Annotated in this window: 19 protein-coding genes and 1 tRNA gene; 10 read left to right on the top strand and 10 right to left on the bottom strand. The window is 44.9% G+C overall.

Going from position 1 to position 22757, the window contains the following annotated elements; genetic code table 11:
* The first annotated feature begins 135 nt into the window (after positions 1-135).
* Positions 136-735: a hypothetical protein gene (locus F7R58_RS08375; RefSeq protein ID WP_158064478.1), complete on the top strand. Its 600-nt coding sequence runs from the start codon at positions 136-138 to the stop codon at positions 733-735.
* 274 nt (positions 736-1009) lie between these two features.
* Positions 1010-1597: a DUF2911 domain-containing protein gene (locus tag F7R58_RS08370; protein ID WP_158064477.1), complete on the top strand. Its 588-nt coding sequence runs from the start codon at positions 1010-1012 to the stop codon at positions 1595-1597.
* Here the strand turns inward: F7R58_RS08370 and F7R58_RS08365 are convergent, their stop codons facing one another.
* The 6 genes from F7R58_RS08365 to F7R58_RS08340 form a co-directional block, all read right to left on the bottom strand.
* Positions 1598-2110 carry a GNAT family N-acetyltransferase gene (locus F7R58_RS08365; RefSeq protein ID WP_158064476.1) on the bottom strand — a complete coding sequence of 171 codons (513 nt, stop codon included), beginning with the start codon at positions 2108-2110 and terminating at the stop codon, positions 1598-1600.
* A gap of 58 nt (positions 2111-2168) precedes the next feature.
* Entirely contained in the window at positions 2169-2384 is a 216-nt protein-coding gene (locus F7R58_RS08360; RefSeq protein WP_158064475.1) for a hypothetical protein, read from the bottom strand.
* A 58-nt stretch (positions 2385-2442) separates the two neighbouring features.
* Positions 2443-2955 carry a hypothetical protein gene (locus F7R58_RS08355; RefSeq protein ID WP_158064474.1) on the bottom strand — a complete coding sequence of 171 codons (513 nt, stop codon included), beginning with the start codon at positions 2953-2955 and terminating at the stop codon, positions 2443-2445.
* Between the two features lie 295 nt (positions 2956-3250).
* A complete protein-coding gene (locus tag F7R58_RS08350) occupies positions 3251-4390 on the bottom strand; it encodes a hypothetical protein (protein ID WP_158064473.1) in 1140 nt (379 codons plus the stop codon).
* Between the two features lie 38 nt (positions 4391-4428).
* A complete protein-coding gene (locus F7R58_RS08345) occupies positions 4429-5208 on the bottom strand; it encodes an ADP-ribosylglycohydrolase family protein (RefSeq protein WP_229723797.1) in 780 nt (259 codons plus the stop codon).
* A gap of 428 nt (positions 5209-5636) precedes the next feature.
* A tRNA-Ser gene (locus tag F7R58_RS08340) sits at positions 5637-5721 on the bottom strand.
* Positions 5722-6147: 426 nt separating this feature from the next.
* Here F7R58_RS08340 and F7R58_RS08335 point away from each other — a divergent pair.
* From F7R58_RS08335 to F7R58_RS08315, 5 genes are all read left to right on the top strand, one after another.
* Positions 6148-6591: a transcriptional regulator gene (locus F7R58_RS08335; protein ID WP_158064472.1), complete on the top strand. Its 444-nt coding sequence runs from the start codon at positions 6148-6150 to the stop codon at positions 6589-6591.
* A gap of 1 nt (position 6592) precedes the next feature.
* Positions 6593-7822, top strand: a complete 1230-nt coding sequence (locus tag F7R58_RS08330; protein ID WP_158064471.1) for an efflux RND transporter periplasmic adaptor subunit — start codon at positions 6593-6595, stop codon at positions 7820-7822.
* Positions 7823-7831: 9 nt separating this feature from the next.
* On the top strand, positions 7832-10978 hold the full coding sequence (locus F7R58_RS08325; protein ID WP_158064470.1) for an efflux RND transporter permease subunit: 3147 nt from the start codon (positions 7832-7834) through the stop codon (positions 10976-10978).
* Between the two features lie 46 nt (positions 10979-11024).
* Positions 11025-12431 carry an efflux transporter outer membrane subunit gene (locus F7R58_RS08320; protein ID WP_410493619.1) on the top strand — a complete coding sequence of 469 codons (1407 nt, stop codon included), beginning with the start codon at positions 11025-11027 and terminating at the stop codon, positions 12429-12431.
* Between the two features lie 116 nt (positions 12432-12547).
* Positions 12548-13039 (top strand): Crp/Fnr family transcriptional regulator, encoded by a 492-nt coding sequence (locus F7R58_RS08315; protein WP_229723796.1) that lies wholly within the window; start codon positions 12548-12550, stop codon positions 13037-13039.
* 50 nt (positions 13040-13089) lie between these two features.
* Here F7R58_RS08315 and F7R58_RS08310 read toward each other — a convergent pair whose 3' ends face one another.
* Entirely contained in the window at positions 13090-13956 is an 867-nt protein-coding gene (locus F7R58_RS08310; protein WP_158064467.1) for an RNA polymerase sigma factor RpoD/SigA, read from the bottom strand.
* A gap of 286 nt (positions 13957-14242) precedes the next feature.
* Between F7R58_RS08310 and F7R58_RS08305 the strand changes: the two genes are divergently transcribed.
* Together F7R58_RS08305 and lat are read left to right on the top strand one after the other, a co-directional pair.
* Positions 14243-15793, top strand: coding sequence for an aldehyde dehydrogenase family protein (locus tag F7R58_RS08305; RefSeq protein WP_158064466.1), 1551 nt, complete (start codon positions 14243-14245; stop codon positions 15791-15793).
* Positions 15794-15866: 73 nt separating this feature from the next.
* Positions 15867-17204, top strand: coding sequence for an L-lysine 6-transaminase (gene lat / locus F7R58_RS08300; RefSeq protein WP_158064465.1), 1338 nt, complete (start codon positions 15867-15869; stop codon positions 17202-17204).
* A 32-nt stretch (positions 17205-17236) separates the two neighbouring features.
* Here lat and F7R58_RS08295 read toward each other — a convergent pair whose 3' ends face one another.
* On the bottom strand, positions 17237-18406 hold the full coding sequence (locus F7R58_RS08295) for a methionine aminotransferase (RefSeq protein WP_158064464.1): 1170 nt from the start codon (positions 18404-18406) through the stop codon (positions 17237-17239).
* A gap of 206 nt (positions 18407-18612) precedes the next feature.
* On the opposite strand from F7R58_RS08295, the gene typA reads away from it, so the two are divergent.
* On the top strand, positions 18613-20418 hold the full coding sequence (typA, locus tag F7R58_RS08290; RefSeq protein ID WP_158064463.1) for a translational GTPase TypA: 1806 nt from the start codon (positions 18613-18615) through the stop codon (positions 20416-20418).
* A 429-nt stretch (positions 20419-20847) separates the two neighbouring features.
* Here typA and F7R58_RS08285 read toward each other — a convergent pair whose 3' ends face one another.
* Together F7R58_RS08285 and F7R58_RS08280 are read right to left on the bottom strand one after the other, a co-directional pair.
* Positions 20848-21912, bottom strand: coding sequence for a DUF6998 domain-containing protein (locus tag F7R58_RS08285; RefSeq protein WP_158064462.1), 1065 nt, complete (start codon positions 21910-21912; stop codon positions 20848-20850).
* Between the two features lie 154 nt (positions 21913-22066).
* Positions 22067-22750, bottom strand: a complete 684-nt coding sequence (locus tag F7R58_RS08280; protein ID WP_158064461.1) for a hypothetical protein — start codon at positions 22748-22750, stop codon at positions 22067-22069.
* Between the last annotated feature and the right edge of the window lie 7 nt (positions 22751-22757).

Below are 22757 nucleotides of genomic sequence, written 5' to 3'. Positions count from 1 at the left end.
TATTTAACTTTAATTCCCGGGTAAATGTTAATTTTAAGGTCGCTGACCACTATATCAGTTACCAAGCTTATTAACCAAAATAACTTTGCCAAAGTTTCAAACTTTGGCAAAGTTGACTCTAATTGAAAGGAAGACATGGACATTAGATCAGACAATCTGGAACCTGGATTCTTCTATCATATATTCAATCGCGGCATTAATGGTGAAAAGGTATTTTTAAATGATGATAACAGGCTTTTCTTTCTCCGGAAAGTGTCATTATATCTTTTACCCGTAGCTGAGCTCTATGCTTATTGCCTCATGCCCAACCATTTTCATTTGATGATAAGGATAAAGGAAGGGCTTGAAGACAACTTTGCCAAAGTTCCAAACTTTGGCAAAGTTGAGCAGGGTCTCCATGCAGAGAAGTCAATGGCAAGTAAACAGCTTGCTAAGCTGATCAGTAGTTACACGCAGGCTTTTAACAAGTACCACAATCGGCACGGTAGTATATTCGAAAGGCCTTTCAAAAGAAAGCGTATCACTTCTGAGGATTACCTTCGAAAAGCTATAGTATATATTCACAGAAATCCTGTCAATATTGGTGAAAACATTGAAGAGTATCGATTTTCGTCCTACAGGAGAATCGTCTCAGACTCAAAGACAGCAGTGCAGACAGATGAAGTTCTGACATTATTTGAAACAGTTGACAATTTTAAATATCTCCATCGTTTCGAAAATAATTACGAAATATAGCTTTGCCAAAGTTCGGAACTTTGGCAAAGTTGCGTGCATCGCAGAATCTATCTTCCTGGCCAATTCAGCCACCGGTTGTGGCCAATACTTCTGAACGGGCTGTAAAAATTAGTGCGGATGAGGATAGGGTTGAAAAATTGCCAAGTGGATTGATAGACTGATCTGTGAATAACTTTGCCAAAGTTTGGAACTTTGGCAAAGTTGTAGAAAAAAGCTCCGGCTGAATGTACTTCTCCTTTCCTGCGAAATTTTCTATCTTTAAAAAAAATATATCATGAAGAAACTATTAGTAAGCGCATTTCTTGTGGTCTCCCTTTCGGCGGCGGCGCAGTACAGCCTACCGGCAAAAAGTCCGAGACAGACAGTTGAGCAGCAGTTTTCAACATCAAAAATTACAGTGGATTATGGCAGGCCCGGCGTTAGAGGACGTAAAGTTTTAGGCGAACTTGTGCCTTACGGAAAGGTATGGCGAGCCGGTGCCAACGGTGCTACCAAGGTAACTTTCGCACAGGCTGTAAATTTTGGCGGAAAAACCGTACCTGCCGGAACCTACGGTCTGTTTATAAACCCAACCGACAAGGAATGGAAAATCATTTTAAATAAAGATGCCCAACAGTGGGGCGCCTATGAATACGATGAAAAACTGAATGTATCGGAGGTATCCGTGCCGGTTCAGAAAATGACTGAAAAGCAGGAATGGTTTGAGATTGAACTTAACCCTGTTGATGATCATGCGCTGGATATGGTGATAAAATGGGACATGACCAAGGTGACGGTTCCGGTGAAGGTGGCCAAGCCTGAGGCGGTTTCACGGATAGTGGAAAAACTGCGCGAAATCAATACGATTGAGCGTGAGAAATAGTTATCGCAATAATTTCTCAAAAGCTTTGCGTGCGCTGCCGCGGAAGTACACTTCGCCACAGTACACGTAATCCAGATTATTAAAGATTTTCAGCATGGCTGCGTTATCATAATTGGTATCGGCGCGTATGCTGAAAATTTTGTTTTTAAGCGCAAGATGCTCAACCTCTTTCAGAATGGAAGTTGCCACGCCGGTTCCGGCCGTCTCACGGGCTACCGCCAGGCGGTGAACTACATAGAAATCACCATCGCTATGCCACTGGCCCTCAATTTCATCGTAGGCCGGTTCAGTGTTTAGAATAATGGCTAGATATCCAATGAGTTCGTCGCCGGAATCATAAACATAACCCTGGTCCTGCGCAATATCGTTTTCTACGGTTTGCAGGTTAGGATAGCCGTCCTGCCACTGCGCCGAGCCCTGTTCTTTTCGCAGTTGTATAGCGCCGCTCAGGATGTCCCAGATTATTGGAACATCGTCTGGATTTGCTTTTCGGAGGGTGGGAGTAAGAGCCAATATAAAAGTAAAAAGTAAAAAGAAACAAATAAAAAAGGAAAGAGGCGATGATGATTATTTATTCGCTTTCATTTTCCTGAAGCCAGGCATCGATGATTTTAAACGCCCTGGCTTCGTCAGGAAGATCTACGAAAAGGCTAGCAAGGCCATTATCTTCCTTTGGATGATCTGCACCTGAATCGGTAACGGCTATACCGGCATCTTCCAGCAGCGCTTTCACCGTTATGATTTCTTTTTCTGATTCACTTTCAAAAACAGGTACCGGATTTTTCATAAGTTCTATTTTTAAGGACTAAATTACGGAAATTAACCGCAGGATGAAAAACGATATCTTATATTTCGTTCTCCAACAGGTCTTTGGCCAAACTCGCCGTTTTTAACTTTCTGTTTCTGATAAGGTAATTAATATCTGACGTGTTATCTACCATCAGTTGCGTGTGATAATAATTAATATGCTCCAGCATGCCGAATACATTCGCGAGAACAGCCCACCAGATTAAATTACCGTTATATGACCAGTCATTAAGATACAGTTGTAGCATCAATACCAGCGGCACCAGAGCAATCATCACAAGATTAATCTTTTTTGACTTTCGGAAGAAAGTCAGATTCTTAGTTCTGTCAAATGACCTACCCGTGAGCGTATAAAGTTTCAGCTTCCAGTAATGTTGGCCCTGATACAGGATGAAAATGCAGAGCGCCAGTCCATAGAGAATGAACACGATCTCCTGAAGCGGTTTGTTAAAAATCAGCCAGACCACCATAATTGGAAATGTGATAAATGCGTGAATCATTTCCATTGGATAATACCATTTTAATCTTTTTATCAGATCTTTTTTAGACATTTTATATTCAATATTTAATTTTTGTTTCGTCCGAATAAAAGCCTCGCTGCTTCATCACAACAGAAAAAGTGCTTCAGGGCAGTAGCTAATTATAAGGCTAAAAAAGTTGGGAAACGAATTTTAATCTATGGGACCGCAGTGTGCACGTTTTTGGGTATGAGACTTTACGGCTGACGCTGGCGACATTTTGTAAGCAAGGCCATACAGGATTTTGACAAAATAATCTTAATAGAAATCTTTAAACCTGGTGAATATTAGCCCTCACAACAGGTACTTATAACTTATTATTTCATTTTTACCAAAACTTAAATCCCGGCTTTGGGGTGCTGTTTGACGTAAAATCGGAGGTAACAAGGTTTCTGTTCAGTGGAATTTTATAAGTTTCACCGGGATTACCGCTTATAAGGTAGTGCTGCGCGAGTGGCTCTCCCAGCAAAAGTTTTATTTTTTTGGACAATCGCGACTTATTATAGCTGTATGTGCCGTCAATTTTGGTAACGAGGTCGCGGATGTTCTTGGGATCGGCATTGGATTTCAGACGTTGATAAATGGAGAAAAGTTCTTCCTCATGGTCTGAAAGTTCAGCAATTCTGAGTCCAGCTGGATGCTGAAGGAAAAATATGAATAAGGTAGCCTCCAGCGGAGTCAGTTTCAAATCTGCGCCTCCAATACTGATTTTTCCTTTGCCAGAAATGTGAACTGCTTTAGGCTGAACAGCACCGAGAAAACCCTGTGAAAACTTCATCTGCATCCTAATTTTTTCGAAGAAATTCAGCACATCGGAAATCAACTTCTCAGGAACACCATTTGCGGTCAGCCGTGCAATGCATTCCGGACAAATGTCGGCCGTTCGCAGTTTCAGGAGGATATCGTTCTTGTTTGCACAGAAGTCGTTCACGCATCCTAAAGCGGTAAGGTGGAAGTTTTGCTCCACCGGGAGGTGAAGATCAAACTTCATAAGAATTCGCAGTACATTAGCTACAATCTCATAAGCAACCGGATATTCCGGCGAACTGTCCAGGAAGACATCCCAATCCGAGGCCTGCACAAAGGCATTCCGTTCTCCATCTGCAGAAAATGCACTGAACCAGTTGAGTGAGTTGCGTCGGTTGGTGACAACGATGATAAAATCGTCCTTTGGAAGTTTCAGATTGGTACGGCTCTTTTCGCAGAGATAAAAGAGTTCCCGCCAGCTGAGCGGATATCCGCGCGCTGGATCGTACTGCTCAAGTTGATATTCGGATTCGATCCGGAACCGAAATCCGCCATGGAACCGGTGTTGGTTAATGCTCATTAAATCGCCATACTGCCAACGCAGGCGCGGCAGATGAATTTGGAAAAAGGACCCGCTGTCGTGGAGCAAATCCTTTAGCGCAAGCATTAAATCGGGGTGTACGTCGGGTGAAGATATAAGATGAATATTCACTTCGGGCATGTTTAGTACCCGAAAGATACTTAAACGTCCCCATACAATCATCTGAAATTTTCGAATTCAATCACCTTATGTACAAGTTCGGGAGTGAGTTTGGATAATGCATAATGCCGGATCTGTGAAGGTACGCCACCGTAGTATGCAGATGCGATGCCGCCGGCAATACAGGCTATCGTATCACTGTCCCCACCAATTGAGATCGCGTTCCGTATGGTGTCTTCATAACTGACGGAGTCCAGAAATGCTACCAGTGCCTGAGGAACCGTCTCCTGGCACGTCTCATTAAACTTATAACTGTAACGGATATGATCGCAGGTGAAATTCAGGTCATAATCATAAAGTTCAGTAACCACATTACGTATCTCCTCTTTGGAGTGGCCGGCTTTAGCCATAAATACAGCAACTGAAACTGCCTTCGCGCCCTTTATGCCTTCCGGATGATTGTGGGTCACTTCAGCAGACATACGTCCCAGGAGGCTTGCCTGCGTTACGGAACCCGCCATAAATCCTGCTGCACTGGCACGCATAGCCGAACCATTTCCGAAACTGTTGTAAGCCTCATTTTTCGGGGAGACGAGCCAATGGTAGAACCTGCCGCCATATCCGCGGTTGGGGTATTTGCGGCCGTAGTCCTTTAATGTGGCAGCCATGTCCCGGCCGTTAGTCAGTGCATCGGCGACCGCAAGAGTCATCACTGAGTCATCCGTAAATTTAGCTCTGTCATTAAATAGCGGAAAATCTTTGGAGCGGTGATTATTGAACTCATACACCGACCCGATAATGTCTCCTGCGATAGCGCCTAAAATGCTGTTTTTCATCATTTGTGTTTTGTGAATACAAACTTAATTACAAATTTTCTGTGCGCGTTTTTCTGCAAGGTTGCAGGAAACTGATCAGTACTTAGTTGCCGTATATTGACTCTGCACCCGTCAGGTTAACATCGGCATACCAACGGGGGAGAAGTAGATACAGTTAGTTGTGACTTAAGAAAATGATCAAGAAAGGGTTTTATAGGATCTGGAACAAAACGGGGGAATTAGGCAGAAAGCGTGGTGAGTATTTAGATGAAGAAAGACTTGCCTTTTACTCCTCGTAACTGGATTCTGAAATTTTGGATCTTTGCATTGAATGGTTCGGCGGAAGCGTCGCTTTGTACGGATGATAAAAAAATTCAATATATCATTATGATCAAATTTTGACATTGCCCAAAAATAAAAAAAACCGAAACTTGCGTTTCGGTTTTTCTTTGCGGAGAAAGAGGGATTCGAACCCCCGGACCTGTTACAGTCAACAGTTTTCAAGACTGCCGCAATCGACCACTCTGCCATTTCTCCAGTTTTTGGTCTTCTGTTTTCAGTGGTGCAAATATAGACTTCTTCCTATAACCTGCAAAATATTTCCGGTATTTTTTTGAGGCTAAGAGTGAGGTTGAGGCTAAGGCCAAGGCTAAGGTCGAGGATGGTGGTTGGTGGCTGGTGATTGGTGGTTGGTGATTGGTGACTGGAAGTTGGTGGTTTGGAGTGGAGGAGTGCTTTACTATTCCTTGCGACAGATAATTAAATTAGCCAGCAACCAAATACTCAAATACTCAAATACTCAATTATTCAAATACTCAATTACTCAAATACTCAAACCCTCAAGACCTTAAAATTCATAATTCAACATTCACAACTCACCTTGCAACTGATTTCATCTATACCCTTCATTTAGTTCGTTTTTTACCGAACCATTTAGTAATTTTGTGGGATAAGCCCGAGCTGATGCCTAAAACACTGAAGATTGACCAGCATATTTTTCAGGATCTGGTCACCTTTTACAGCGAAACCTTTCATCTTCCGCCTCTTGCGGCCAAGATTTATGCCTACCTGCTTTTCGACTTCGAAAAGAAGGGAATCAGTTTTGATGAGTTCGTTGAAATTTTCTGTGCCAGCAAAAGTTCGGTGTCCTCCAATATCAGTATCCTCCTCACGATGCAGCTTATTCAGGATTTCAATAAAATCAACGAAAGAAAGCGCTATTTTGTGGTGAACGACAACTTCCTGAAAATGCGCTACACCCAGATTATTGAGCGCCTGAGTAAGGAGCTTGAAATCCTGGACAGTATTCAGGAGTTCCGCGGCGAGACCGACGAAAAATACAGGGTGTACAAGGAACTGATGACTACCAACATCAACAATATCAAGAATTCACTAAGCAAACTATAAGATGCAGAATAAGATTATACTTTTCAGTCTGGCCGCTCTGGCTGTGACTGCGTGCAAGAAAACCGACGACAAACCGCCACAGGGACCCAAGGCCGTTAACACCGTGCAGGTAGAGACGCGTAATGTAACCGCCTATTCGGAATATCCGGCCTCTATACAGGGTAGGGTGAACAATGAGGTCAGGGCCAAGATCCAGGGATACATCACCCAGGTTCTGGTGGATGAAGGTCAATATGTGACCAAGGGTCAGCCCCTCTTCCGCCTCGAGACCTATTCCTTAAGTCAGACTGCCGCGGCTGCTAATGCCGGAATCGGCGCGGCGCGTTCCAATGTTGCCGCCGCTGAGGCGAGTGTGACAGCTGCACAGGCAGGTGTAAACGCCGCAAAAGTAGAGGTGGACAAGCTTCGTCCGCTGGTGGAGAAGAATATTATCAGTTCCGTACAGCTGCAGACCGCGCAGGCCAATCTGGCCAGGGCACAAGCCCAGCTTCAGCAGGCTGTTGCTGCTAAACAGCAGGCAGGCGCGGGTGTTTCGCAGGCGCAGGCTACCTATCAGGGCGTGAGGGAAAATATTAACTATTCCGTGATCCGTTCACCCATCTCGGGTGTACTGGGGAAAATCAATATGAGGAACGGAAGCCTGGTGGGGCCTTCCGATCCCATGCCCATCTCCACCGTGTCGGATACAAGCGGCCTCTATGCTTATTTCTCCATGAACGAAAGGGAATATCTTGATTTTCTTAAGAATTCCTATGGGTCAACGCTGGCGGAAAAACTCAAAAACATGCCCATGGTGGAGCTGGTACTTGCCAATGGCGACGTCTATAAAGAAAAAGGTCGCATTGAAGCCGTAACCGGAGCCATTGATCCGTCCACCGGAAGCATACAGTTCCGTGTATCGCTGCCTAACCCGGATAAACTGCTGAGCAATGGCAACAGCGGTACCATACGTGTTCCGCGTATGTATGACGGTGTATTGGTGGTTCCTGAAAGCGCCACTTATGAGCAGCAGGGTCTGGTGTATGTTTATAAGGTGGAAAAGGATACAGCGAAATCCGCTGTCATCGATGTGACCGACCGCGCCGGAAATATGGTGATCATTAAAAGCGGTGCCAAAAAAGGCGAGACCGTGGTGGCAGAAGGCACAGGCGGTCTTAAATCGGGAACACCTGTAAAGCCTACGCCGGTGAAGTTTGATGATATTGTAAATGCGATAAAGCCCATATTCTAAGCAACTGGTATGATTAAAAAATTTATAAACAGACCGGTACTTTCAACGGTTATATCGATTCTGATCGTCATCCTGGGTATCCTGGGTCTGGTGGCCCTGCCGGTGACTCAGTATCCGGATATCGCGCCGCCTACGGTCCGGATTTCGGCCAATTACACGGGTGCCAATGCGCAAACGGTGATGAACAGTGTGATTATTCCGATAGAAGAGCAGGTGAACGGGGTGGAAGGCATGGATTATATTTCGTCCTCGGCCGGTAATAACGGTTCAGCTTCTATCCAGGTGTTTTTTAAGCAGGGAATTAACCCCGATATCGCCGCGGTGAACGTGCAAAACCAGGTTCAGCGTGCGCTTCCTTTGCTGCCCTCGGAGGTGACGCGGTCCGGAGTTCAGGTAAATAAGCAGCAGACGAGTGCCCTGATGTTCCTTTCCTTTTATACGTCGAATCCGGATCTTGATGAAGTTTGGCTTCAGAACTATATGAACATCAACATTATTCCGGCCATTAAAAGGGTGAATGGAGTTGGTGATGCTTCCGCTTTTGGCGGAAAAACCTATTCCATGAGGATCTGGCTGGATCCCGCGAAAATGGCGGCTTATGGTCTGGAGCCTTCCGAAGTTTCGGAAGTCATCAGCGAACAGTCGCGCGAAGCGGCAGCCGGACAGTTGGGTGAGAACAGCGGAAGTTCCTTTCAGTATGTAATTACATACAAGGGAAAGCATGACGAGGTGGAAGAATATGAAAATATTGTGGTACGCGCGCTTGGCAACGGTGAATATCTGCGGCTGAAAGATGTGGCCGATATTAAACTCGATGCTTTGTCCTACGGGGGTATCGGTGAAAATAACGGGCGCCGTTCGGTAAGTATGGGTATTTTCCAGACACCGGGTTCCAACGCGCAGAATATCATCAAAGATATTAAAGCTTTACTGGAAGAAACCGAAAAGACCCTTCCTGAGGGAATAGGCTACAGCATTAACTTTGATACCAATGACTTCCTGGAAGCCTCCATCAGTAAAGTGATTGTAACTTTAATCGAAGCGTTCGTCCTGGTGTTCCTGGTGGTGTTCCTGTTCCTTCAGGATTTCCGTTCCACGCTGATTCCCGCCATTGCGGTACCAGTATCCATTATCGGTACATTATTTTTTCTGAATTTGCTTGGTTATTCCCTGAACCTGCTTACTCTTTTCGCGCTTGTTCTGGCAATTGGTATTGTGGTAGATGATGCCATTGTGGTGGTAGAAGCTGTACATGCCAAGCTGGAACAGGGCTTTACGGATGCCAAGAAAGCGACGGTCTCTGCCATGGACGAAATCACAGGGGCCATTATCTCTATTACCCTTGTTATGGCGGCGGTATTTATTCCGGTGACCTTCCTGCAGGGACCCACGGGGGTTTTCTATCAGCAGTTCGGTATTACGCTGATCATTGCGATCCTGATCTCTGCGGTGAATGCCCTTACCTTAAGTCCCGTCCTTTGTTCTCTTTTCCTGAAACCGTCTGCTCATCATCATAAAGCGTATTCAGAGATGAATTTCGGCCAGAAATTCTTCGCCAAATTCAATATCGGTTTCCGTGCGGTCACTAATAAATACGGTCGTTCGTTTGTTTACCTGCTACGGCACAAGTGGATTACCCTGCTGATTTTTGCGGCGGGTGCCTTAACCTTCTGGTGGGCCAATTCCACCATGCCTACAGGATTTATTCCGAAGGAAGACCGTGGGATTATCTTTACCGATGTTCAGCTGCCGCCGGGCTCATCCATGGAACGAACCTATAATGTGCTGAAAGACCTTCAGGAAGAAGCCCGTAAGATTCCGGGGGTACAGAATGTCACCTTTACTGCCAGCCGTGGATTTATGTCGGGTCAGGGTTCCAATGTGGGTCAGGCTTTCGTAAGACTGAAACCATTTGATGAAAGAGGAAAGGAAGACGGTCAGGATGTGGAAACCATCACCAAAAAACTGTTTGGTCTCACGGGAAAGTACCCGGACGCGAAAATTGTATTCTTTTCGCCGCCAAGTGTTCCAGGTTTCGGGCAGAGTGACGGTTTCTCGGCAGTTCTGCTGGATAAATCAGGCGGTGAACTTACCGAGCTCAACAGTGTAACCCAGGAATTTATAGGTTCGCTGATGCAGCGACCTGAAATTCAGTTTGCATCTACTAGTTTCAATACGAATTATCCTCAGTACGAAATGGTCATCAACGTACCGCGTGCCAAGGAAAGTGGAGTTTCGGTAAACAATATCTTGAGTACGATGCAGGGTTATATTGGCGGGATCTATTCCTCCGACTTTACCAAATACGGAAAACAGTTCCGGGTAATGATACAGGCCCTGCCGGACAACAGGAAATCTCCGGAAAGCCTGAATGGACTCTATGTGAAGACCAATTCAGGAGCCATGGCGCCTATTTCCCAGTTCCTGACGCTGGAACGTTCTTTCGGGCCGCAGTCCATTGAACGCTATAACCTTTTTACCTCGGTGAGTATCAGCGGATCCACCAACCCCGGATTTTCGACAGGTGATGCCATTAAGGCTGTACAGGAAACAGCTGCCAACCTTCCGGGTGATTATGATGTGGAATTCACCGGTCTTACCAAGGAGGAAATGAACGCCGGATCGCAAACCTATATTATCTTCCTGCTGAGTTTTATCTTCGTGTACTTCATCCTTGCGGCGCAGTACGAGAGTTATATACTTCCGTTTGCGGTGATTCTCTCGCTGCCGCTGGGTGTAATCGGTGCCTATTTCGGACAAAGGGTCTTTGGCCTGGAGAACAATATCTATTTCCAGATTGCCATCATCATGCTGATCGGGCTTTTGGCCAAAAATGCAATTCTTATTGTTGAATTTGCACTGCAGCGCCGGCATCACGGAGAAACCCTTGCCATGTCGGCAATCAATGCCGCGAAAGCCCGACTGAGGCCTATACTGATGACGTCCTTCGCCTTTATATTCGGTATGTTGCCGCTGGTATTTGCAAGCGGAATTGGCTCTGTGGGTAATAGGTCCATTGGTACAGGGGCAGCTATGGGACTTCTGATCGGTACTTTCTTCGGCCTGCTGGCCATTCCTGTGCTGTACGTTATTTTTCAGGCACTGCACGAAAAGATAGTTCCGATAAAAAAGGAGAAGGTCAATTTGAGCGAATAGCCACCTGCTCCTTCTTAACAGCGTTAAAATTTTACTGATGACAACTATTTTTAAGATTAAATATACAGTTCTCACCCTTTCAGCTGCTTGGGTGCTCACCTCATGCGTGGCCAGGCAGCCCTATGACCGCGAAGTTTTGGGTGTGAACGAAAATGTTTTCCGCACCGACCGCATTCCGCGGGACAGTGCCAGCATCGCCACAGTTTCCTGGCGTGAAATATTTACCGATCCGGTACTGCAGAACCATATCCAGAAAGGTTTGGATAATAACCTGGACATCAGGATTGCGCTGCAGAATATCTCTGTAGCCGAATCCTATCTGAAACAGCGAAAGGCGGCCTATCAGCCTACTTTGTCTGTGGGACCAAACTACACCTTCCAAACCCAGTCGCTGAATACGCAACTGGGCCGGATTGTGGGCGGCAGCCGGCGCTACATCAATGTACTGGGCCTTGAAGGTGATATTTCGTGGGAGGCAGATATCTGGGGGAAACTGAAAGCAGAGCAGAAAGCACAGTGGGCGGCCTACCTCGGAACCGTTGCTGCACACCGTGAAGTGAAAACCGACCTGGTGGCGGCTATTGCCTCTGCCTATTACCAGCTGCTGACTTTTGATGAGCAAAAAAGGGTCATTAACGAGACCATAACCCTGCGCAATAAAAATCTGGAAACTACCCGGGCGCTTAAAGAATCCGGTATCCTTACCGAAGTTGCGGTGCAGCAAAGTGAAGCACTGGTGTATAATGCCCAGGCACTTCTGCTGGACATTGATGTTCAGATTTCCATGCTGGAGAATACCATCAGCTTACTGAAGGGTGAGGCTCCCCAAAGTATTGCACGCTCCACTATCAGTCAGCAGGAAATGCCTGCCAGTTTCCCTCTCGGGTATTCGGCTAACCTGCTCTCGAATCGGGGCGATGTTATGGAGGCAGAGGCAAGACTGATTCAGGCCTACGAACTGACAGACGCTGCCCGAGCGCAGTTTTATCCGAGTTTAAGAATCAGCGGAAGTACTGGGCTGCAGAGTATAGAGCTCGATAAGTTTTTCAGCGTAAATTCCATTTTCGCTACCGTTGTGGGAAGTTTGGTGCAGCCCATCCTGAACAAGAGGCAGATCCGCACCAATTACGAGGTAAGTCTTTATAACAGACAGATCGCCTATCTGAACTTCCGGAAAACGCTGCTGAATGCCGGTAAGGAAGTTTCAGACGCCCTGAAGATGTATGAAACACAGGATCAGTTTATCGCACTGAAAGAAAAGGAAGTTGCCGCTTACCGTAATTCCGTGGACTATTCCCAGGAATTGGTGAACTACGGTATGGCTAATTATCTGGAGGTACTGAACTCCAGCGTAAACGCCCTCAGTGCAGAACTGAACATTGCCAATGCCCAATATACGAAGCTAAGATCGGCGGTTGAACTTTATCAGGCGCTGGGCGGCGGATGGCGTTAATTCCTTATATTTGGTTAAAATTACATCATGGACAATATTGAACATTATCTTCGGAAGTACTGGAAATTCCTGTAGCTGATGTTTCCATGTGTGGCTCACATTATACCGTTAAAAATTTGCAGAAAGGGGAACTGCTGTTAAGTGCGGGTGAAGTTTGCAAATCGACTTATTTTGTGGAAGAAGGACTGCTGCGCATGTTCTCCACCGATCGGAACGGAAAGGAACACATCATTCAGTTTGCACCCGAAAAATGGCTGATGTCCGACAGGAGTTCACTTTACTTCAATGAAAAGTCCAATTATTATATTGAAGCGGTTGAGAATTCAAAGGTACTGCTGCTGACACCCGATTTTTTCCGCAACCTGAACCTTCAGTTTCCCGGCACCATTGCGAATAATGACCTACTGCTCCAAAAACATATACGTAACCTTCAGAACCGTGTGAATTCCCTGCTTTCTGATACCGCGCAGGAGCGTTATCTCGATTTCATCAAGATGTATCCGGATCTTATGCAGCGCGTACCTCAATGGATGGTAGCCTCGTATCTTGGGATTACACCTGAAAGTCTGAGCAGAGTACGTAAGGACCTGGTAAAGAAGAATGTTTGACATAAAAAAAGGAACCTTTTGAGGTTCCTTTGAAGCTATAATCGGTTATGTTATTTGCCCAGATAAGATTTCAGGATCTTACTTCTGGTATTGTGCTTAAGTCTCTTGATGGCTTTTTCCTTGATCTGACGCACTCTCTCTCTGGTAAGGTCGAAGGTTTCGCCAATTTCTTCCAGAGTCATCGGGTGTTTGCCGTTCAGGCCAAAATAAAGACGTACAAGGTCTGCTTCCCTTGGGGTAAGTGTTTGCAGGGCTCTTTCAATCTCAATCTGCAGGGATTCCAGCATCAGGTCTTTGTCGGGACTTGGTGATTCACCGGAGCGCAGTACATCATAAAGGTTGGAATCTTCACCTTCTACAAGCGGTGCATCCATAGAAAGGTGTCTTCCGCTGTTTTTCATGGATTCCTTGATGTCTTCCTCGCTCATATCCAGTACTTCAGCCAGTTCTTCCGGGGATGGAGGTCTTTCGTTTTCCTGCTCCAGGTGAGCGTAAGCCTTGTTGATTTTGTTGATGGAGCCAATCTTGTTCAGTGGTAGCCTCACAATCCTGGACTGCTCTGCCAGCGCCTGCAGGATGGACTGTCTGATCCACCATACCGCGTACGAAATAAATTTAAAACCTCTGGTTTCATCGTACCTTTTGGCGGCCTTCATCAGTCCCAAATTACCTTCATTGATAAGGTCGGGAAGGGACAGTCCCTGATTTTGGTACTGCTTGGAAACAGATACCACGAAACGAAGGTTGGCTTTAATGAGTTTTTCCAGTGCGGCGCGGTCGCCGGCGCGGATCTTTTGTGCTAAATCAACCTCTTCGTCGGCGGTAATCAGTTCCACTTTTCCGATTTCCTGAAGATACTTGTCCAGTGACGCGGTTTCCCTGTTGGTAACCTGCTTGGTAATTTTTAACTGTCTCATGTACAATAAACGCCCGTTTAACGTCGGGCTCTAAGTATATGTACGCTATGCAACCCGTAAAGGTTACAGAAATTTAAATTATTGTTTAATTATTTTGGTCACCGCTGTCCCTCCGCTGGAGAAGGATTGCTTCATTGATAATTGATGACTATAAATTGCTGAGATATCTTAATGTTTAATTTAAATCACTGTGTAAAATATGGTGCTTTGGGACAAAACTATGAATCCGCTTTTTTGCTGTTTCACCAAATCTTAGTACCTTTAAGCGCATATGAAAACAGAAAACATGGTAAAAGCAGAAAAGGATTACGGCATTGCGCAGTCCTTGAAGAATTTAGGAATTTCAAATGAAAATACAGGCGTTTCCACAGGATTGGAAAGCTTTTCCAACGGAGACGTTATTGAAAGTTATTCGCCTACCGACGGCCAGCTAATCGCCAAAATAAAAACAGGTTCTGCAGAAGATTACGAAACGGTAATGTCTGCCGCTAAAGCCGCCTTTCCGGAATTCCGGTTAATGCCCGCGCCGAAAAGGGGAGAACTTGTAAGACAGTTCGGTAATAAATTAAGAGAGAAAAAAGACGACCTGGGTAAACTCGTGTCCTATGAAATGGGTAAATCCCTTCAGGAAGGCTTGGGAGAGGTTCAGGAGATGATCGATATCTGCGATTTCGCGGTAGGTCTTTCCCGTCAGCTTCACGGATTTACCATGCATTCCGAGAGACCGCTGCACCGTATGTACGAACAGTACCATCCGCTGGGAATTGTAGGGGTGATTTCGGCCTTCAACTTTCCCGTAGCTGTGTGGAGCTGGAATACTGCCCTGAGCTGGATCTGCGGTAACGTAACCGTTTGGAAACCGTCTGAAAAAGTAGGGCTTTGCGCCATAGCCTGCCAGAATATCATTGCTGAGGTTTTGAGGGAAAATGATATGCCTGAAGGCATTTCCGGAATGATCGTTGGAGATCATACCATCGGGGAGAAACTGGTGGCAGACAAAAGAACTGCGCTGGTTTCCTTCACAGGTTCTACACGTGTAGGCAGAATGGTAGGAACAAAGGTAGCTGAGCGTTTCGGAAAATCAATCCTGGAACTGGGCGGAAACAATGCCATCATTATTTCAGAACATGCAGACCTGGATATGTCCATCATCGGCGCGGTATTCGGTGCTGTAGGAACGGCCGGACAGAGGTGTACCTCTACCAGAAGGCTTATTATTCACTCGTCTGTTTATGATGAAGTTAAAAACCGGTTGGTGAAAGCCTACGGACAGCTTAAGATTGGAAATCCGCTGGATGAGAATAACCATGTAGGTCCGCTGATCGATACCGATGCAGTTTCGCAGTACCTTGATTCTATTGAAAAGTGTAAAAAAGAAGGCGGAAAGTTCATCGTGGAAGGCGGTGTGCTGGAAGGCGCTGACTACAGCTCCAGCTGTTATGTGAAACCCTGCATCGCTGAAGTTGAAAACAGCTTTGAAATCGTGCAGCACGAAACCTTTGCCCCCATCCTTTATATCATGAAATACGAAAACCTGGACGAGGCTATTGAGATGCAGAACGACGTACCACAGGGTCTGAGTTCGGCGATCATGACCCAAAACCTTCGTGAGGCTGAGCTGTTCCTGTCTCATGCAGGATCGGACTGCGGTATTGCCAATGTAAACATCGGTACTTCCGGTGCGGAAATCGGCGGTGCCTTCGGGGGCGAAAAAGAGACCGGTGGCGGCCGCGAATCAGGTTCGGATGTCTGGAAGTATTATATGAGAAGACAGACCAACACCATCAATTACAGTACAACTTTGCCGCTGGCTCAGGGTATTAAGTTCGATATCTAAGACGGCAGTTCCCCAAATCACAGAATATTATTTCACCAAGGCTATTGCAGCTTTTAAAACAATCATAAAAAATATGAATAACACCATCGCTCAACAACCAGAGACTACCAATAAAGTAAAAAACACCCTGGCCCGACATATCCTTGCCGACGGTTTCGACTTCGTTATGGATATCGAGAAATCCCACGGTTCCTATATCGCCGACAAATTAAGCGGCACTGAATTTCTGGATATGTTTTCCATGTTTGCGTCTGCCTCCATCGGCTATAATCATCCCTACGTAGTACAGCATTCCGACTGGCTGGGCCGCATGGCGATTAACAAACCCACACTGGCTGATGTTTATTCCGAGGAGTATGCGGAATTTATGGAAGTTTTCGAACGTGTTGCTATTCCGCAGGAACTGCAGTACTGCTTCTTTATTGAAGGCGGAACTTTGGCGGTAGAGAATGCCATGAAGGCCTGCTTCGACTGGAAAACGCGTAAGAACTTTGAAAAGGACCTCACGGTGGAAGGTGATATCTGCATCCATTTCCGTCAGTCCTTCCATGGCCGCAGCGGTTATACTCTGAGTTTAACCAACACCTCAGACCCGCGGAAGCATATGTACTTCCCGAAGTTCGACTGGCCACGGATCATAAACCCCTACTTAACTTTCCCGGTAACGGAGGAAAATCTGGAGACGACAATCAAAAATGAGCAGTTGGCGCTGCTGAATATTGAAGAGGCGATATTGGCAAATCCAAACCGGGTAGCCTGCATCATCATCGAACCTATTCAGGCAGAAGGCGGCGACAACCATTTCCGCGATGAGTTCTTTACCGGCTTAAGAAAGCTGTGTGATGAAAACGAAGTCTTACTGATTTTCGATGAAGTGCAGACCGGCATCGGGATTACAGGGAAAATGTGGGCGTTCCAGCATTTTACATCGAAGCCGGATATCATTTCCTTTGGAAAGAAAACCCAGGTTTGCGGGGTTCTGGCCAATAAGGAAAAATTTGATGAAATACCGAACAATGTTTTCCGCGAGAGTTCCAGGATTAACTCCACATTTGGTGGTAACTTCATCGATATGATGCGTTTCAAACTGGTTCTTGAGGTGATTGAAAAAGAAAACCTCTGCGAAAATGCCAGAGTGGTAGGAGATTATCTGCTTTCAGGATTGCAGAATTTGGCTGCAAAATATCCTCAGTATCTTTCAAATGCACGAGGAAGAGGCCTGATGTGTGCCATAGACCTTACCGATGGTGCACAGCGTGACGCCGTACGTGACGAGCTGTACCGCCGTAACCTGATTATCCTGGGTTGCGGTGACCAGTCACTGCGTTTCCGCCCGCACCTGAACGTAACTAAAGAGGAAATTCAGCTGGCGCTGGATAAAATTGAAGACGTCATCAGCCAAATAGCGTAATACACGAAGCCGGAATTTTTTTCCGGCTTTTTTTATAGAAGGTTGCGCAGAAGTTCTGCGGCCTTATCCATGGTCTCTTCTTTTTTGGCAAAGCAAAACCTGACTTTCCCGGTATTCTGCCCGTTATGATAAAACGCCGAAACGGGTACGGTGCAGACCTTTTTCTCCCTGGTAAGCCAGACCGCGAAGTCCTTATCATTCAGATCTGAAAAGTTACGGTAGTCCATGGTTTGGAAATAGCCGCCCTGGGCTTTTGAACTAATTTCAAAAGGTAAACAGGCGAAAGCATCAATCAGGTAATCTCTTTTTTCCTGCATCATTTGCGCATTGGCTTTGGCATCAAAGACTTCCAGATATCCGGCCAGGGCATACTGCGCCGGAACATTCACGCAAAAACTTAAGTATTGGTGCACACGCCGGAAAGCGTGATTAAGTTCTTCACTTGCCAGCACATATCCTACCTTCCAGCCGGTAGCGTGGAACATTTTGCCGAAAGAAAACACCGCATAGCTCCGCTCCCGAAGCTGAGTGTGGTGCATTACACTCGTGAACGTATTTTCGTCATAACAGAGAAGGTCGTAAACTTCATCCGAAATAACGATGATCTCCGTATCCTTTACAATCTGCCACAACTGTTCCCAGTCACTTTCTGTCCAGATATTTCCTGACGGATTGTGCGGTGAATTTATTATGATTGCCCGGGTTTGCATCGTAACCACATTTCTTATCTTTTCAAAATCAGGTCTGAAATCTGTATCCAGACTAACGAATACCGGTTTGCCACCGTTTATCTCGATGGCCGGCACATAACTGTCGTAGCTGGGTTCCAAAACAATTACCTCGTCGCCGGGATTCAGGATAGTGGCCAGCGCGCAGTAAATTCCGTACGTGGCACCGGGCGTAATTATTATTTCAGACGGGTGGATGCGAAGGGGTTTAGGACGGGCAGCATTGAAGGTTGCCAGATTTTCTATAAGCAGGGGAACTCCCGTGAGCGGAGCATATTGGTTATGGTTATCTGCCGTTGCTTTGGCCAGAAGTTCTTTAAGTTTTGGGTCTGTTTCAAAGTCGGGAAAGCCCTGCGACAGGTTTACAGCGCCGTGTTGCTGTGCCAGTAAAGTCATTTCCGAAAATATGCTGATGTCTTTGCCGCTGTGCTTCCGCTCAATTCTCATATTGGGATCTTTTAACCAAATGTACATTTTTTTTTAGCTAATCTTTCCTGTTTTTTATTAGAGAATCAATACTTTGATTTTAGGTAGAGAGGGTTGTGATTGGCCGCATTTCTTTATTTTGTGAGCCCGCGAAATGATTTCATTATCAATACATTAACGGTGGATAAATCTTTTAAATATATTGTTTCTACTCTCAAATAAAAAAACTACTTTTGCACCGTCAAAAAATATTTATGCAAAACATTAGAAATATCGCAATCATTGCGCACGTTGACCACGGTAAGACCACTTTGGTTGACAAAATTATTCACGCAACCAGCATTTTCAGAGAAAATCAGGAATCCGGCGATTTAATCATGGATAATAACGATCTTGAAAGAGAGCGTGGTATCACCATTTTATCCAAAAACATATCGGTATCATATAAAGATACCAAGATTAACGTAATTGATACTCCCGGTCACGCCGATTTTGGTGGTGAAGTGGAGCGGGTTCTGAAAATGGCCGACGGTGTTTTGCTTTTAGTAGATGCCTTTGAAGGACCCATGCCACAGACGCGTTTCGTATTGCAGAAAGCACTGGAACTGGGTCTTAGACCCGTAGTGGTAATTAACAAAGTAGATAAACCGAACTGCCGCCCGGATGAGGTTCATGACCAGGTGTTCGACCTGTTCTTCAACCTGGACGCAACAGAGGAGCAGCTTGACTTCCCAACTTTTTACGGATCTTCCAAGCAGGGCTGGTTCAATACCTCCCTGGAGCCAACCGACAATATTTTCCCGCTTCTGGACGGTATCCTGCAATATGTTCCTGCACCGGAAGCCAAAGAAGGTCCGCTTAGAATGCAGATCACTTCCCTTGACTTCTCTTCATTCCTTGGCAGAATTGCTATCGGTAAAATTACTCAGGGTTCTGTAAAGGAATCCGAGTGGATCGGTCTTGCACAGGAAGACGGTAATATCATCAAAGGAAAAGTTAAGGAATTATACGTTTTTGAAGGTCTGGGCAAGAAGAAAGTTCAGGAAGTAAAAGCGGGTGATATCTGTGCCATCGTAGGTTTCGACAAATTCCAGATCGGTGATTCCTTCGTGGACCTGGAAAATCCGGATCCGATGCCGCGTACGGCGATTGATGAGCCTACACTTAATATGACCTTCTCCATCAACAACTCGCCTTTCTTCGGAAAAGACGGGAAGTATGTAACCTCCAATCACCTTAAAGAAAGGCTGATGAAGGAGCTGGAGAAAAACCTGGCGCTTCGTGTAGAGTTAACTGAAGATGCCAACACCTTCCTTGTGTTCGGCCGCGGTATCCTGCACCTTTCAGTCCTTATCGAGACGATGAGAAGGGAAGGTTATGAAATGACCATCGGTCAGCCCCAGGTGATCCTGAAGGAGATTGACGGTGTAAAATGTGAGCCTTATGAATCTTTGGTAGTTGACGTACCTGAGGAGTACGCATCACGTGTCATTGACCTTGCCACGCAAAGAAAAGGTGACCTTCATATTATGGAAACCAAAGGTGAAATGCAGCACCTGGAGATCGAGATTCCTTCCAGAGGACTGATCGGTCTGAGATCTCAGATGCTTACGGCAACCGCAGGTGAGGCTATTATGGCGCACCGTTTCACGGAGTACAAGCCTTACAAAGGTACCATTCCGGGCAGATTGGTAGGCGTATTGGTAAGTAAGTCTCAGGGGCCGGCTACTGAATATTCCATCGCAAAACTTCAGGACAGAGGTAAATTCTTTGTTGATCCGGGCGAGGAAATCTACGCAGGTATGATCGTGGGTGAGCAGAATAAGCCGGGTGACCTGGTGGTAAACATTGTGGAAGCCAAGCAGCTGAACAATATGCGTGCTTCAGGAAAGGACAAGGACGGGAACATCGCTCCAAAAACCCTTTTCTCACTGGAAGAATGTATGGAATACATCCAGGCGGATGAGGCCATTGAGGTAACTCCAAACTTTATCAGAATGCGTAAGAAAGTCCTTTCGGAAGAAGAAAGAAAGAGAATTGAAAGAAACGCGAAAGCATAATTCCTTCCGTATATGTAATTTGTGCCCCGGTTTACCGGGGCATTTTTATTTTAATGGCTGGCTAAATCTGTCGCAGAGGGATCGATGTTGATCTCCAGGATACACATATGAGCCAAACAGGGTTCTTATTCGGCTCTAATAGCAAAAATAATGTTAGTTAATTAGCTTTTTGGTTTTTCATGATGAGGAGTAGTATTATAGTAGTAAGTAATTTTAGAGAATAAGTCCGGAGCGGCAGGGACCTTAGTACAGCAAGGGAACATTTCGGGCAGCAAGGCTTGGTCCAACCCTGAAAATTTTTCTCTATTGTTTATTTTATTACCACACGATACAATTGTGTGCAAACAGCCACAGTTGGACTCTGCAAGTGAGGACACTTGTGAAGCGGAGGTTATTTTTGATTGGCAGCGTATTATTGAAAACAATCTATCACATTTTAAATGCTACGAGATAGACAAAGGCAATTATAACAACTGCGATGATAATTTGTTGAATAATAGTAATCTTGATTTCTGCAACGGGTTTATGTGGACGAAAAGCCTCATTTTGCTTGATAGGAATTTTCTTTTTTCCCGCAGTAGTTTTTGATGGCTGCCGTTCTCTTAAATCTGTGTCGAAATCTTTTAAATGTTCCCCTGTCTGTAACCAGGAAATTTTGCTTGGGATAATATTTTTAACACCTGGTGTGCTATTTACAATTTTCAGATTAGCGGACTTAGAGTTTGCGATATTCTTCATTGGTATAAGCCACATTCCGGAGCATTCAAAACATCTGTCCAGTGTTACTACGATTAGGTAGTCGGCAGTTTTTCCTACTAAATTATTTAATCTTCTTTCTTCCGAAATCCGGCGATCACTATCATAAACCCTTCTCGTCTTGACCTCGAAGGTAAAACCATTTGGATGTCGTGCATCTATCCCTTTCTCCGCTTGATTTTCACAGATTATTAAACCTAATTCCTTACATGCATAAAATTCTCCTATATCACCGACTATTCTACGACTGCGTATTATTCCATTTATCTGGAGTGCGGTGAATGACTTTGCAAAATCTGTAATTGCCTTTTGGTATTTCAAAGGAATTTTAACGCTATCAATAGACTCAAATTTTGAAATATTGGATTTTGTAATTTTGAAAACATCTCCTGGGATTTTCGAAACTGGTATCACCAGCATTCGCAGAAGCTTATAATGTGTATCGAAATATACGACAACCAGTTTATCAAATAAATCTGGCTGTAAGTTTGAGATTGTATGACTGAAGTTGCTTGTGGAAATTACTTTTGATTTGATCTGATACCTTTCACCATTTACCGCAACGCCATCTACTGCCTTATGTGACCGACCGGTCTTCGTAAGTTTGAAGTGCTGACAAGCTATGAATTCACCGATTTCCCCGGTAAAACTATCCGTGGTAGTAATTCCCAGATCAAACAATGCATCATTCTTATCTGCAAAGTCCTTTAAGAGTTTAAATTGCTTTTTTGTGTACAAATTTTTACGTAGTAATTTTGCAATTAGCTGCTGTAGTGTAATAATTCACTTTCTAGGAGGTGGTAGCAGATTAATTTTTTAATTGTACTTTTGTCTTCTGGGAATTAACTGCAAGAACAATAAGTCCAGAAATCTTCGTATCGTAAAAATCATACTAAAAAATTTTCCTCCCGTGTGAGCTTTCGATTTCAAGAAAGTCATTTCTGTACTTGCAGACTGTGCGGCGCTCAATATTGTAGCCACGTTTATTTAAAATTTCTTTAATTTCTTCGTCTGTATGCGGTCTGTATTTGTTCTCATTTTTTAAAATATCGAGAATTTCGTCAAAGAATTCGTATTGAGATACCGGTCTCCCATCGTCTGTTACCAAACGTCCTTCCGCAAACAAGTCTTTGTAGTAGTGTACTTTGCCCTGGAATACATATTCCCGGTCACCTATAATACGCGCTATTGTAGAAATATCCTTATCAAGGGCCTGGGCGACATCCAAATATTTCATTGGTACCAAATCCCGAAGTAAGCCACTTTGTAAATAGGCTTTTTGTTTTTCCCTTATAAACTGCAGGGTAAGATCCACCGTATCATTTGAAAAAGTAAAATCAAAGTTATTTTCCCGATGTTTACTCTGAATTTTGGGTTCTGTTTTATCTTCAGGAGAAACATCTTGGGTCGCTGTAGTATCTTGAATATTGTTTTCTGCAATCCCTGTGTCGGTGCTATTGCGGCTGGAATCGTAGGCAATCTCTTCAAATTGAATATTCAATTCCCGCAACAATGCTCTGATCAAATCATAATTTTTATAACCTTCAAAAGTGACGAGGATCTGCTTCTGTTCCATGATGATA

The organism is Chryseobacterium sp. (assembly GCF_008831505.1).
In the GTDB taxonomy this organism is placed as follows: domain Bacteria; phylum Bacteroidota; class Bacteroidia; order Flavobacteriales; family Weeksellaceae; genus Marnyiella.
This window is presented reverse-complemented; position numbering and strand designations above follow the sequence as displayed.